The organism is Nocardioides sp. GY 10113 (genome assembly GCF_004919105.1).
Taxonomy (GTDB): Bacteria; Actinomycetota; Actinomycetes; order Propionibacteriales; family Nocardioidaceae; genus Nocardioides.
This window is the reverse complement of the sequence record NZ_STGK01000016.1, coordinates 72,663-85,687: the sequence shown is the minus strand read 5'-3', so window position 1 is coordinate 85,687 and position 13,025 is coordinate 72,663. Positions and strand designations below refer to the sequence as shown.

Annotated in this window: 9 protein-coding genes; 7 read left to right on the top strand and 2 right to left on the bottom strand. The window is 74.4% G+C overall.

Features of this window, described 5'->3' with window-relative positions:
• Positions 1-50: 50 nt before the first annotated feature.
• From E8D34_RS17370 to E8D34_RS17360, 3 genes are all read left to right on the top strand, one after another.
• Complete coding sequence (locus tag E8D34_RS17370; protein ID WP_136595922.1) at positions 51-1,499, top strand: hypothetical protein; 1,449 nt, start codon at positions 51-53, stop codon at positions 1,497-1,499.
• 164 nt (positions 1,500-1,663) lie between these two features.
• Positions 1,664-4,594, top strand: a complete 2,931-nt coding sequence (locus tag E8D34_RS17365) for a DEAD/DEAH box helicase (protein WP_136595921.1) — start codon at positions 1,664-1,666, stop codon at positions 4,592-4,594.
• On the top strand, positions 4,591-5,271 hold the full coding sequence (locus E8D34_RS17360; protein WP_136595920.1) for an SWIM zinc finger family protein: 681 nt from the start codon (positions 4,591-4,593) through the stop codon (positions 5,269-5,271). Before E8D34_RS17365 ends, E8D34_RS17360 begins: the two co-directional genes overlap by 4 nt.
• A 106-nt stretch (positions 5,272-5,377) precedes the next feature.
• On the opposite strand, the gene E8D34_RS17355 is transcribed toward E8D34_RS17360, so the two are convergent.
• Positions 5,378-6,109, bottom strand: a complete 732-nt coding sequence (locus tag E8D34_RS17355) for a PaaX family transcriptional regulator C-terminal domain-containing protein (RefSeq protein WP_240771430.1) — start codon at positions 6,107-6,109, stop codon at positions 5,378-5,380.
• A 61-nt stretch (positions 6,110-6,170) separates the two neighbouring features.
• Between E8D34_RS17355 and E8D34_RS17350 the strand changes: the two genes are divergently transcribed.
• A complete protein-coding gene (locus E8D34_RS17350; protein ID WP_136595918.1) occupies positions 6,171-7,796 on the top strand; it encodes an acyl-CoA dehydrogenase family protein in 1,626 nt (541 codons plus the stop codon).
• Positions 7,797-7,907: 111 nt separating this feature from the next.
• Here the strand turns inward: E8D34_RS17350 and E8D34_RS17345 are convergent, their stop codons facing one another.
• Positions 7,908-8,471, bottom strand: a complete 564-nt coding sequence (locus E8D34_RS17345) for a TetR/AcrR family transcriptional regulator (RefSeq protein WP_136595917.1) — start codon at positions 8,469-8,471, stop codon at positions 7,908-7,910.
• A gap of 103 nt (positions 8,472-8,574) precedes the next feature.
• Here E8D34_RS17345 and E8D34_RS17340 point away from each other — a divergent pair, with 103 nt between their 5' ends.
• Genes E8D34_RS17340 through E8D34_RS17330 form a run of 3 tightly spaced genes read left to right on the top strand, consistent with a single transcriptional unit; the run spans position 8,575 to position 12,990 of the window.
• On the top strand, positions 8,575-10,176 hold the full coding sequence (locus tag E8D34_RS17340; protein ID WP_240771429.1) for a carboxyl transferase domain-containing protein: 1,602 nt from the start codon (positions 8,575-8,577) through the stop codon (positions 10,174-10,176).
• 7 nt (positions 10,177-10,183) lie between these two features.
• Positions 10,184-12,043 carry a biotin carboxylase N-terminal domain-containing protein gene (locus E8D34_RS17335; RefSeq protein WP_136595915.1) on the top strand — a complete coding sequence of 620 codons (1,860 nt, stop codon included), beginning with the start codon at positions 10,184-10,186 and terminating at the stop codon, positions 12,041-12,043.
• Between the two features lie 26 nt (positions 12,044-12,069).
• On the top strand, positions 12,070-12,990 hold the full coding sequence (locus E8D34_RS17330; RefSeq protein WP_136595943.1) for a hydroxymethylglutaryl-CoA lyase: 921 nt from the start codon (positions 12,070-12,072) through the stop codon (positions 12,988-12,990).
• The last annotated feature ends 35 nt before the right edge of the window (positions 12,991-13,025 follow it).

The window sequence follows — 13,025 nt, the reverse complement described above, 5'->3', positions numbered from 1 at the left end:
GCCGTCCCACGTCCACGGAATCGGTCTCGGTGCGCCCTAGGCTGCCGAGCATGAGCGATGTCCCCGGTTCCCGCGGCACGAACTCCGACGACCCCGCCGTCGACGCGGGAGGGACCGAGGAGACCGGCCCGGCCGAGGCCGACCACCAGGTCGACTCGTCGGTGGACTCGTCGGTGGACTCGTCGGTCGAGTCCGGGGGAGAGCCCCCCGTGGCCGGAGCCGCTCCGCCGCCGCTCCCGGGGCAGACCGAGGAGGCCGCGGCGGACGAGGCCGACGAGGACTCGGAGCGCCCGGAGGAGCCCGAGGGCTCTGTGGGACCTGAGGACGCTGACGGCGCTGAGGGCTCTGACGGCCCGGAGTACTCGGGCGACTCGGCGGACGCCGACGCTGCCGGCGCCGTGGGAGACCCGGGCCCGGACACCCAGGTGATGGCGACGCCCGCGGCGCCCTCGGATGCCGAGGCCGATGCCGCTACCGCCGAGGCCGAGGGCTCCGGTGACGGGACCGACGGGGACGGACTGCCGACGCTGCCGGCCAAGGCGGGCTTCACGGGCGGCCTGGCCGCCATCGGGTCCGGTCTGCTCGGCGCGGCCGTCCTCGTCTCCGCGCTGCGCGCGCGCTCCGACGGCGAGCTGGACTGGTCGGTCTACGGCGCGGGGATCGTCGCCGTGCTCGGCCTGCTCGGCCTCTCCGTCTTCGGCGGCGCGCTCGTGCGCCGTGACCACGGCGCCGCTGCCCGTTCCGACCTGGTCACCTGGCCCGGTGTGGTCGGGATCCTCGGCGGCGCGCTGACGCTCGCGATCGGCCTGGAGGACACCCAGGCCGCCGACCACCTCGCCTACATCCTCGGCGGTTCGATCTTCGGGCTCGCCCTGCTCGGCTACCTGATGGCCCGCCGACCGGCGTTCGCAGTGACCGCGACCCTCGGTCTGGGCCTGGCCTACGCGCAGGGCTTCCAGGACGTCTTCGGCGACAGCGTCAACCGCGGCGAGACCGGTGTCTGGATCGCGATCGGGGTCACCGCCTTCGTCGTGGTGGTCAGCGCGGTCGGCTGGTTCCTGCCGGGGCGCTCCGTCATCGCCGTGAGCGTCGGCGTGGTCGGGGTGATCGGCATCGCCATCAGCCTGATCAGCATGCTGTGGTCGCGGCTCGTCGCCGACTTCTTCGGGGGCGGGCTGATCGACGCCGGCGTGTCGTTCGGCACCGACTCCGTGCGGCGTGCGCCGGTGGACTACGAGACCGACGTGGCGGTCGTGCTGGCCTTCGCGGCCGGGCTGGCGCTGCTCTGGGCGCTCGCCGCGGTGGTCACCGCCCACTCCGGCTTCTCGCTGCTGGTGGTCGCGATGCTCGCCACCTCGATCCCGCTGGCCACCGCGGTGCTCGCCGTCCAGCACCCCACCCTGTGGGTGGCGGCGCTGGGCGCCGGAGGCGGCGTGGTGGTCCTGCTCGCGGCCCCGCTGGTCAAGCGGCGCGCGCACCTGACGCGGCTCGGCGCCTGAACCCCCGCGCGAGGCGGCAGAGACCCTCTGCCGACCCGCTCGATCCGGGCTCGGGCCGGGCCCGGGAACCCGGTGTCGGGCCCGGACGTTAGCGTCGTGCATCGCCCGCCGACCCGCGGCGGGTCGACCCGACGGCGTGCCAGGTCGCGTGCAAGGAGGTAGCGGTGGGCTTCGTCCCCGTCTCCGGACCGGCCACGTTCCGCGCGGCCAACCCGCCTCGCGACGGTGAGATCGAGTTCACCGACGGCCGCCGCAGGATCGCGCTCCCGATGCGAGCCTCGCTGCCGGTGCTGGCGCGCGCCCGCACCGACGCCGACGCCCACCCGAGCGTGGCGCTGCTGGCGGGTGCGGCGCTGCTGGCGACCCGGTTCGTGGCGGCCGGCAAGATCGCGCCGGTCGTCGACCACGAGCGGCCGCACTGGCGGGTCGAGGGGCTCGACGAGCGGGATCGGGAGAGTGTGCGGCTGCTCGCCGCCGCCCGTCGGTACGACGGCCTGGACGCCGAGGCCGCGACCGCGCTGGTCGCCGAGGTGGTCGACGCGGTCGCGGACACCCTGCCGCGGGCGGCGCCGGCCGCCCCGCGGACCGCCCTCGCGGGCCTCCCCGGCGCCGCGGAGCCGACCGCGCCCGCGGGCGGTCAGGCACCGCCGGCCGCCGCGAGTGACTTCGCGGCCCGGGTGCGTCAGCGTGTGGCCGAGCGGGCCCGAGCCGAGGCCGCTGCCCGTGACGCCGAGACCGGGCTGCCGGACCTGGTCCGGATCTCGCTGCGCGTCGAGGCCGAGGAGGAGGAGCTCCTGGCCGGATCGGTCCGTCTCGTGCTCCAGGTCCACGACGAGCGCGACCCGCTGCACGTGGTCGAGGCGGCGCTGCTGTGGGACGAGGACCCGGACGCTCCTGCCCGCCACGGCTTCGGCGACCGGGCCCGGGTGCACGCCACGATCGCGCTGCGCTCCGCCGCCGAGGCGTGGCCGGTGCTCGACCGGCTGCTCGCGCTCGCCGTACCGGATCAGATCCAGCTCGACGGAGCCGAGGTCTCCGGCCTGCTGGAGCACGTGGGGGCGCTGCGCGAGGCCCACGTCGACGTGCACTGGCCACGGTCGCTCGGCGCCGACCTGACCACCCGCGCGGTGCTGGACCGGGCGCCGCAGGTGCGGGACCCGCACGCGCCCAACCGCGGCGACGAGCTGCCGTTCCAGGACAGCCCGTTCTCGGCGGAGGGCCTGTTCGCCTTCTCGTGGCAGGTGGCGCTGCACGGCGATCCCCTGACCGAGGAGGAGATGCAGGAGCTCGCCACCGCGGCCAGCCCCATCCTCAAGCTCCGGGGCGCCTGGACGGTGGTCGACCCCGGCACCGCCCAGCGGGCGCGCAAGCGGCTGATCCGGCGCGCGTCGGGAGCCGAGGCGCTGGGCGCGGCGCTGACCGGCGTGGTGGAGGTCCCCGGCGCCGGGGCCGGCCCCGACGGCGAGACCCCGGCCGCCGAGAAGGTGATCGTCGGCGCCAGCCTGCTCACGGTCCGCGAGCGGGTGCTGGCCGCGGCGACCCGGGACCCGGTGGCGGTGCCGACCGGCCTCGCCGCCGAGCTGCGCGACTACCAGCGCCACGGCCTGACCTGGTTGGCCGACCTCACCGGCCTCGGGCTGGGCGCGTGCCTGGCCGACGACATGGGCCTGGGCAAGACGATCACCCTGATCAGCCTCCACCTGCACCGGCTCGAGGCCGGGCTGTCCGGCGGTGGCCCGACCCTGGTGGTCTGCCCGACCAGCCTGCTGGGCAACTGGGAGGCGGAGATCGCGCGGTTCGCCCCCGGCGTACCGGTCCGTCGGTTCCACGGCAGCGCACGGTCGCTGGAGGACCTCGACGCCGGCGCCGGCGCGGGGATGTTCGGCGCCGGGTTCGTGCTGACCACCTACGGCACGCTGCGCAGCGACCCGGAGCCGCTGGCCGCGGTCGGCTGGGACCTGGTGGTCGCCGACGAGGCCCAGCACGTGAAGAACTCCCGCTCGGCCACCGCCCGCGCGCTGCGCCGGCTCGGCTCCACCGCCCGGGTCGCGCTGACCGGCACCCCGGTGGAGAACGACCTGACCGAGCTCTGGTCGATCCTGGACTGGGCGATCCCGGGCCTGCTCGGCAGCAGGCAGGCCTTCCGGCGCGTCTGGGCGGCGCCGATCGAGTCCGGCCACGAGCCGACCAAGGCCCGCCAGTTCGCCGACCTGATCGGGCCGTTCCTGCTCCGGCGGCGCAAGACGGACCCGGGGATCGCGCCGGAGCTGCCGCCGAAGACCGAGACCGACCAGTACGTCGGGCTGACCCGCGAGCAGGTCGTCCTCTACGAGGCGTTCGTCCGCGACACCATGGAGCGGATCGAGCGCGCCGACGAGGAGGCCCGCCGGGGCCTGGTGCTGGCGCTGCTGACCGGGCTGAAGCAGATCTGCAACCACCCCGCGCAGTTCCTCAAGCAGTCCGGCGCGGTCCGGCTGCGCGGCCGCTCGGAGAAGTTCGAGCTGCTCGAGGAGCTGGTCGCCACGGTGCTCGCCGAGGGTGGCGGCGTCCTGGTCTTCACCCAGTACGTCGCCCTCGGTCGGCTGCTCGAGGCGCACCTGACCTCGATCGGCGTACCGCACCAGTTCCTGCACGGCGGCACCCCGATCGCCGAGCGCGAGGCGATGGTCAAGCGGTTCCAGGCCACGCCCGAGGGTGAGCAGCCACCGGTCTTCCTGCTCTCGCTGAAGGCCGGTGGCACCGGGCTGAACCTGACCCGCGCCGACCACGTGATCCACGTCGACCGGTGGTGGAACCCGGCGGTCGAGGAGCAGGCCACCGACCGGGTCTACCGGATCGGGCAGACCAAGCCGGTCCAGGTGCACAAGATGGTCACCTCCGGGACCATCGAGGAGCGCGTCGCGCAGCTGCTGACCCGCAAGCGCGCGATCGCCGACGCCGTGCTGGCCCGCGGCGACGCCGCGCTGACCGAGCTGAGCAACGAGGAGCTGCGCGACCTGGTCACCCTACGCACCGACCAGCGCCGGGCGGCGATCGTGGAGGAGCTGCGCGAGCGGGAGGCGGCCACGCCCGGGGCCGAGGAGGGCGGCCCGTGAGGGCGACCTACCCGCGGCAGGACCCGCCCCGCGGCGGCGTCCGCAGCTGGTGGGGCAAGGCCTGGCAGCGGGCGGTCGAGGAGGCGGCGTACTCCGAGGCCGAGCTGAAGGGCGGCCGCACCGCGGCGCGGCGCGGCGAGGTCGGTGGGATCAGCGTCGACGCGGGCGCGCTGCTGGCGGCGGTCCGGGAGGGCGACGACGCCTGGACGGTGCAGGTCGACGTGCCGGTCCTCGACGCGAGCGGCCGCCGGTCCCTGGTGGAGGTGGTCGCCGCCGAGTCGGGCCGGGTCGCCGCGCTGCTGGCCGGCGAGCTGCCCCACGACCTGGTGGAGCACGCCGAGGAGCTCGGGGTCGAGCTGCTGCCCTACGGCGGTGAGCTGGCGGCGACCTGCACCTGCCCCCACTACCTGGCGCCGTGCCCGCACGCGATCGCGGTCCTGGTGCAGACCGGCTGGCTGGTCGACGTCGACCCGTTGGTGCTGTTCGCGGTCCGCGGCCTGGACCGCGAGGCGCTGCTCTCGGCCCTGCACGCCCGCACCGCCGACCTCGAGGAGCCCCCGGCCCGGGTCGCGGACCTGGTGGACGACCTGGAGATCGCCGCCGACGCGGTGCTCCGCGCCCGGCACCTGCTGGAGCTGCTCGAGTCCGACGCCGAGGTCCCCGACTCCCTCCTCTGAGCCGACTTGGGGTTTGTGGCGCCCCGAGTTGCGGGTTATGGCCGAATCAGCGTGCACAGGTCGCAACTCGGGACGCCACAAACCCCAAGTCGGCGGATGGGCGGGGTCAGAGGGTGGCCAGCAGGGCGTTCAGCTCGGCGACGTACGCCGCGTAGGCGGCGCGCAGCTCCGCCCCGGGCCAGGACTCGGGAAGAAGGGATGCCGGGAGCAGCGGGTCCTCGGCGAGGTGGCGGACCAGGGCGGCCGCCGCGGCCAGGCGGAGCGCCGGCTCCTCGGCGTCGGTCAGTGTCGCCACGAGCCGCCGCCCGGTCGCCGCCCAGCCGGCGAGGTCCCACAGGTCGGCGGCCAGGGCCGCCGGATCGCCGGTCGGTGTGGACCGGAACGTCGTGAGCACCGGGTCGCCCGCGTAGGAGGCCGGTCGGCGCAGGTTGGCGGGCCGGGTCCAGACCCCCTCCCGGAGCTCGGCCAGGCGGTGCTCGGCGAGGGTCTCCCGCAACGCCGCGCGCTCGGCGCCGGAACGCCCGGTGACGGTCACGACGGCCATCTCCCAGGCGCCGTCCCACCCTCCTCCCCACCCCGACTCGGCGTCCTCGACCGCCTCGTCCTGGTGGCGCTGGCGCCGCGCGAGCCGTTCGCCGAGCACGTAGTCGCCGCCGTCGCGGCGCAGGTCGCCGGCGGCGACGGCTCGGCTGAGCGCCACCCGCAGCGTGGCGGGCGCGATCCCGAAGACCGGCGCCGCGGCGGCGAGCCGGGCCGGGGTCCAGCGGTCGGGGTGGGAGCCGAGCATCAGGCTGAGCACGACCGAGCGTGCGGGCAACGGGGTCAGCGACGCCTCCACCACGACTCCCTTTACTAACAGTTGTGGACACAGTTGTGGACAGAAACGTAACATCGATCGCATGACGCACGAGGTCTTCAACCAGGTCCCGCCGCTGATCGGTCACAACACGGCGGCCGACCCCGTCCTGCGCGAGGGCGTCGAGCGCGAGGGTGCCGGCTGGGCGCTGTCCGAGATCGACGAGGTCGGGCGCCTCGCCGGCACCGCGGAGGCGATGGACTGGGGTCGTCTCGCCGAGCGGGTGCCGCCGCGGCTGCACACCCACGACCGCTACGGCCGCCGGGTCGACGAGGTGGAGTACGTGCCGGCGTACCACCAGCTCATGGAGACCGCGGTCGGGCACGGCATCCACGCCGCCCCGTGGTCCGACGAGCGCCCCGGCGCGCACGTGGCCCGCGCCGCCAAGTTCTTCGCCTGGAACGTGGACGCCGGTCACGGCTGCCCGATCTCGATGACGTACGCCGTGGTGCCGGCGCTGCGGCAGAACCCGGAGCTGGCAGCGCGGTTCGAGCCGCTGCTGACCAACCGCGCGTACGACGTCGGGCTGCGCGACCCGGAGACCAAGGCGGGCCTGATCGCCGGGATGTCGATGACCGAGAAGCAGGGCGGCTCCGACGTACGGGCCAACACGACCAGCGCGACGCCGATCGCCGGCGAGCCGGGCGCCTATCGGATCGTCGGCCACAAGTGGTTCACCTCCGCCCCGATGTCGGACCTGTTCCTCACGCTCGCCCAGGCGCCCGGCGGCCTGTCGTGCTTCCTGCTGCCGCGCGTGCTGCCCGGCGGCGAGCGCAACGCGATCCGCTTCCTCCGCCTCAAGGACAAGCTCGGCAACAGGTCCAACGCCTCGTCCGAGATCGAGTACGACGGCGCGACCGGCTGGCTCGTCGGCGAGGAGGGTCGCGGGGTGAAGACGATCGTCGAGATGGTCAACATGACCCGGCTGGACTGCGTCATCGGATCCGCGTCCGGGATGCGCAACGCGCTCACCCACGCCGCCCATCACGCGCGGCACCGCTCCGCCTTCGGCAAGCTGCTGATCGACCAGCCCCTGATGCGCAACGTGCTGGCCGATCTGCAGGTGGAGTCCGAGGCCGCGACGACCGCGATGCTGCGCCTGGCCGGCGCCAACGACCGCGCGATCCGCGGCGACCGTGGGGAGGGTGCGTTGCGGCGGCTCGCGCTGGCGGCCACCAAGTACCACGTCTGCAAGCGCGCCCCGATGGTCGTCGGCGAGGCCCTGGAGTGCCTCGGTGGCAACGGGTACGTCGAGGACTTCGACCTGGCGCGGATCTACCGGGAGATGCCGCTGCTCTCCATCTGGGAGGGATCGGGCAACGTCGCCGCGCTCGACGTGCTGCGCGCGATGGGCCGGGAGCCGGAGTCGGTGGACGCGTTCTTCGCCGAGGTGGACTCCGCCGCCGGCCTCGATCCTCGGTACGACGCCGCGCTGGCCGCGCTGAGGAAGGAGCTCACCGCGTTCGACGACCTCGAGCTGCGCGCGCGGCGGATCGTGGAGCAGGTGGCGCTGGTCTTCGCCGGTGCGCAGCTGCTGAAGGCCGGGTCGCCGGTCGCGGATGCGTTCTGCGCGACGCGCTTCGCGGGGGACTGGGGGAGCGCGTTCGGGACGCTGCCGGCTGGGTTGGACCTGGGGCGCGTGCTGGAGCGGGTGCCGGTGGGGGTGTGAGGGCTGCTGCAGGAAACCCCGAACGGTGTGACCCAAGAGCAGCCTGAGGCACACGACCCGCTCGGCGCCTGCCCTCACCCCCGGCTCGGCGGGCCTTGCCCCCGGCTCGCGTCAGCCCACGCCGAGCGCGCGCAGCGCCATCGCCACCAGCACGTCGCGCAGCGCCGCGTCGGAGATCGACCCGCCCGCGCGCGGCGTGGAGTTGAGCAGCCCGAACACCGCCTGGGCGGCCGCGTGGGCCGCGCCGGCGTCCAGCGACGGCTGGAGCAGGCGCAGCTGCGAGGCCCAGAGGTCGACGTACGCCCGTTGCAGGTCGCGCACCTGGGTCCGGGCCGCCGAGGGCAGCGACTCCCAGTCGCGGTCCTGGACCACGATCAGCGCGCGGTTCCCCAGGGCGAAGTCCACGTGCCAGTCGACCAGTCCTCGCAGCGCCGCCGCCGGGTCCCCGTCCGCGCGGGCCACGCGCGACCGCCCCACCGAGAGCAGCTCCTCGCTGATCGAGACCAGCATCTCGGCGAGCATCGCCTGCTTGGAGGAGAAGTGCTTGTAGAGCGCCGGCCCGCTGATCCCCACGGCGGCGCCGATCTCGGCGACGGAGACCCCGTGGAAGCCGCGTGCGGCGAACAGGTCGGCGGCCGTGGCCAGGATCTGCTGTCGCCGGGTGCCCTCCGCCATGCCCGAAGGTTAGCGGCCGTTCACTGCGAGCGGCCGCACCCGGCCGGAACCGCCGGCCGCGGTCCATTGACCGCGGTGGTTAGCGATCGTTAACCTCATCGTCGTGGCCGAACCGACACTCCGCGAGCTCGCCGCCGAGCTCCGCGACCGCCTCGCCCGGGTCCGCCAGGGCGGCAGCGAGTCCGCCCGCGACAAGCACACGCAGCGCGGCAAGCTGCTCGCCCGCGACCGCGTGGACCGCCTGCTCGACCCCGGCAGCCCGTTCCTGGAGATCGCGCCGCTGGCGGCGTACGGGATGTACGACGCCTCCGGCGAGGACCCCTACGCCGTCCCCGCCGCGGGCGCCGTCGCCGGCATCGGCCGCGTCCAGGGGCGCACCTGCGTGATCGTCGCCAACGACGCCACCGTCAAGGGCGGCACCTACTACCCGATCACGGTCAAGAAGCACCTGCGCGCCCAGGCGATCGCCGCCGAGAACCGGCTGCCCTGCCTCTACCTGGTCGACTCCGGCGGCGCGTTCCTGCCGATGCAGGACGAGGTCTTCCCCGACCGCGAGCACTTCGGCCGGATCTTCTTCAACCAGGCCAACATGTCGGCCAAGGGCATCCCGCAGATCGCGGCGGTGATGGGCTCCTGCACCGCCGGCGGCGCCTACGTCCCGGCGATGGCCGACGAGACCGTGATCGTGAAGAACCAGGGCACGATCTTCCTCGGCGGCCCGCCGCTGGTGAAGGCCGCGACCGGCGAGGTCGTCACCGCCGAGGAGCTCGGCGGCGGCGAGGTGCACGCCCGCACCTCCGGGGTCGTCGACCACCTCGCCGAGGACGACGCCCACGCCCTGCAGATCCTGCGCGGCATCGTCGACACGCTCCCCGCCACCGGAGGCTTCGAGGCTCGCTCCGCTCGCACCTCCACCACCGGTGGCGCGGAGGTCGAGGAGCCGCTCGAGGCCCCCGAGACCCTGTACGACGTGGTGCCCACCTCCACCCGCACCCCGTACGACGTGCGCGAGGTGATCAAGCGGATCGTCGACGGCTCCCGCTTCCAGGAGTTCAAGCAGCTCTACGGCGACACCCTGGTCTGCGCGTTCGCCGAGATCCACGGCCACAAGGTCGGCATCGTCGCCAACAACGGCATCCTGTTCAGCGAGTCCGCGCTCAAGGGTGCGCACTTCGTCGAGCTGTGCAACCAGCGCGGCATCCCGCTGGTCTTCCTGCAGAACATCTCCGGATTCATGGTCGGTCGCGACTACGAGAACCGCGGCATCGCCCGCGACGGCGCCAAGCTCGTCACCGCGGTCGCCTGCTCGGTCGTCCCGAAGTTCACCGTGGTCATCGGCGGCTCGTTCGGCGCCGGCAACTACGGCATGTGCGGGCGCGCCTACGACCCGCGGTTCCTGTGGATGTGGCCCAACGCCCGGATCTCGGTGATGGGCGGCGAGCAGGCCGCCAGCGTGCTGGCCACCGTCCGACGCGACGGCATCGAGGCCCGCGGTGGCGAGTGGAGCGCCGAGGACGAGGAGTCGTTCAAGGACCCGATCCGGGAGCAGTACGACGAGCAGGGCTCCGCCTACTACGCCTCCGCCCGGCTCTGGGACGACGGGATCATCGACCCCGCCGACACCCGTCGCGTGCTCGGGATGGCCCTGGAGGCCACCAGCCACGCGCCCGTGCCCGAGCCGTCCTACGGCATCTTCCGGATGTGAGCCACCGATGACGAACACCCCCACGATCACGAGCGTCCTCGTCGCCAACCGCGGCGAGATCGCGCTCCGCGTCTTCCGCACCTGCCGTGAGCTGGGCCTGCGCACGGTCGCCGTCGTCACCGACGCCGACGCGAACGCCCCGCACGCCCGGGCCGCCGACACGAGCGTGCACGTGCCGAGCTACCTCGACGGTGCCGCGGTCATCGCCGCGGCCCAGCAGGCCGGCGCCGACGCGATCCACCCCGGCTACGGCTTCCTCAGCGAGAACGCCGGCTTCGCCCGTGCGGTCGCCGGGGCCGGGCTGACCTGGGTCGGCCCCACGCCCGAGGTGATCGAGCGGATGGGTCGCAAGGACGCCGCGCGCGACCTCGCGGTCGCCGCCGGCGTACCGGTCGTGCCGTCGTACGACCTGGAGGCGGATCCGAGCGCCTTCGCCTACCCGGTGCTGGTCAAGGCCGCGGCGGGCGGCGGCGGCAAGGGGATGCGCGTCGTCCGGTCCGCGGCGGAGTTCGACGAGGCGGTGGCCGCCGCGGGTCGCGAGTCGGCCTCCGCCTTCGGTGACGACACCCTGCTCATCGAGAAGTACGTCGAGCGCGGTCGCCACATCGAGGTCCAGCTGCTCGGGGACACCCGCGGGAGCGTCATCCACCTGCTCACCCGCGAGTGCTCGGTCCAGCGGCGGCACCAGAAGGTGATCGAGGAGGCGCCGGCGCCGTACCTGCCCAGCGACGTCCGGGAGCGGATCCACGACGCCGCGGTCGCGCTCGGCAGCTCCGTCGGCTACACGGGTGCCGGGACGGTGGAGTTCCTGCTCGACGCCGACACGGGGGAGTTCTACTTCCTGGAGATGAACACCCGGCTCCAGGTCGAGCACCCGGTCACCGAGATCGTCTGCGGCGACCTGGACCTGGTCGCCGCCCAGCTGCGGGTCGCGCAGGGCGAGCCGCTCGGGATCGAGGCCGGCAACGGCGGCCCGGTCGGGCACGCGATGGAGGCGCGGGTCTACGCGGAGGACGCGTACGCGGGCTTCCTGCCCCAGGCCGGCACCGCGACCGAGGTGCACTGGCCCGATGAGGACCCGCTGGTCGAGGTGCGAGCGCAGCGAGCCTCGAGGCCGAGGGTCGACCACGCGCTGGAGTCGGGCCAGGTGGTCTCCACCTCCTACGACCCGATGCTCGGCAAGGTGATCGTCCGCGGCGCCGACCGCGAGGCCGCCCGCCGGAACCTGGTGGCCGCGCTCGACGACACCGCGATCCTGGGGCTGACCACCAACACCGGCTTCCTGCGCGAGCTGGCCGCCGGCGAGCCGTTCGCCGCCGGCGAGATCGACACCGCCTGGCTGGACCGCCACGACGTCCCGACCCCGGACCCGAGCGAGGCCCGCGAGGTCGCCGCCCGGCTCTGGTTCGACGCCCAGCGGGTCGCCGCCGGCCCGTTCGCCTCGGACGGCTTCCGCCTCGGCGGGGCGCCGGCGCCGGCGATCGTGGAGTTCACCGACGGCGTGGTCACGCTGCCCGCACCCGTCGCGCCCGCGCCGAACGGCGTCCGCGCCAAGGTCGGCCCGCACCGCGTCGAGCTGGTGCACCGCGGCCAGCGCCACGTCTTCACCCGCGCCGAGGCGACCACCGACCACGGCGCCGGAGCCGGCGACGGCACGGTCGCCTCGCCGATGCCCGGTACCGTGCTGGACGTCCGCGTCGCCGCCGGCGACCGGGTCGTCGAGGGACAGGTGCTGGGCGTGGTCGAGGCGATGAAGATGGAGCTGGCGCTCAAGGCGCCGTACGACGGCACGGTCACCGCCGTGACCGCGGCGGTCGCCGATCAGGTCGCCCTCGGCGCGCCGCTGTTCGTGGTGGAGGCGTCGTGAGCGGCCCGGCCGGGCGGCCGCTGCCGATGGTGGTCCCCGAGCCCGGCCTCCCCGACCGGGTCACCATCTACGAGGTCGGCCCCCGCGACGGCCTGCAGAACGAGGCGACGACGGTGCCGACCGAGGTCAAGGCGGAGTTCGTGCGCCGCCTGCTCGCCGCCGGCCTGCCGATCGTGGAGGCGACCAGCTTCGTGCACCCGAAGTGGGTGCCCCAGCTGGCCGATGCCGCCGACCTGATGACCGGGCTGGTCGCCGACCTCGGCGACACCGCTCGCGAGCTGCCGGTGCTGGTGCCCAACGAGCGCGGCCTGGACCGGGCGCTGGCGCTGGGGATGCGGCACGTCGCGGTCTTCGCCAGCGCCACCGAGACCTTCGCGCAGAAGAACCTCAACCGCACGCTGACCAGCCAGTTCGAGATGTTCCAGCCGACGATGGTGCGAGCGCGCGACGCCGGGCTGACGGTGCGCGGCTACGTCTCGATGTGCTTCGGCGATCCCTGGGAGGGCGCCGTCGACGTCGACCAGGTGGTCGGTGTCGGCACCCACCTGCTCACCCTCGGCGCGGACCAGCTCAGCCTCGGCGACACCATCGGCGTGGCCACCCCCGGCCACGTCCGCGCCCTGGTCGAGGCCTTCGGCGACGCCGGGGTCGGCCCCGAGCGGCTCGCCCTGCACTTCCACGACACCTACGGCCAGGCGCTCACCAACGTCCACGCCGGCCTGCAGGCCGGCGTCACGACGTACGACGCCAGCGCCGGCGGCCTGGGCGGCTGCCCGTACGCGCACAGCGCCACCGGCAACCTGGCCACCGAGGACCTGCTCTGGTTCCTCACCGGACTGGGGATCGAGCACGGCGTCGACCTGGACGCCGTGGCGGCGACCAGCGTGTGGATGGCCGGCCAGCTCGGCCGACCCAGCCCGAGCGCGGTGGTCCGCGCCCTCGCCTGACCGTCGAGCCGGTCCTTGCGCCCCCTCGAGCCGGT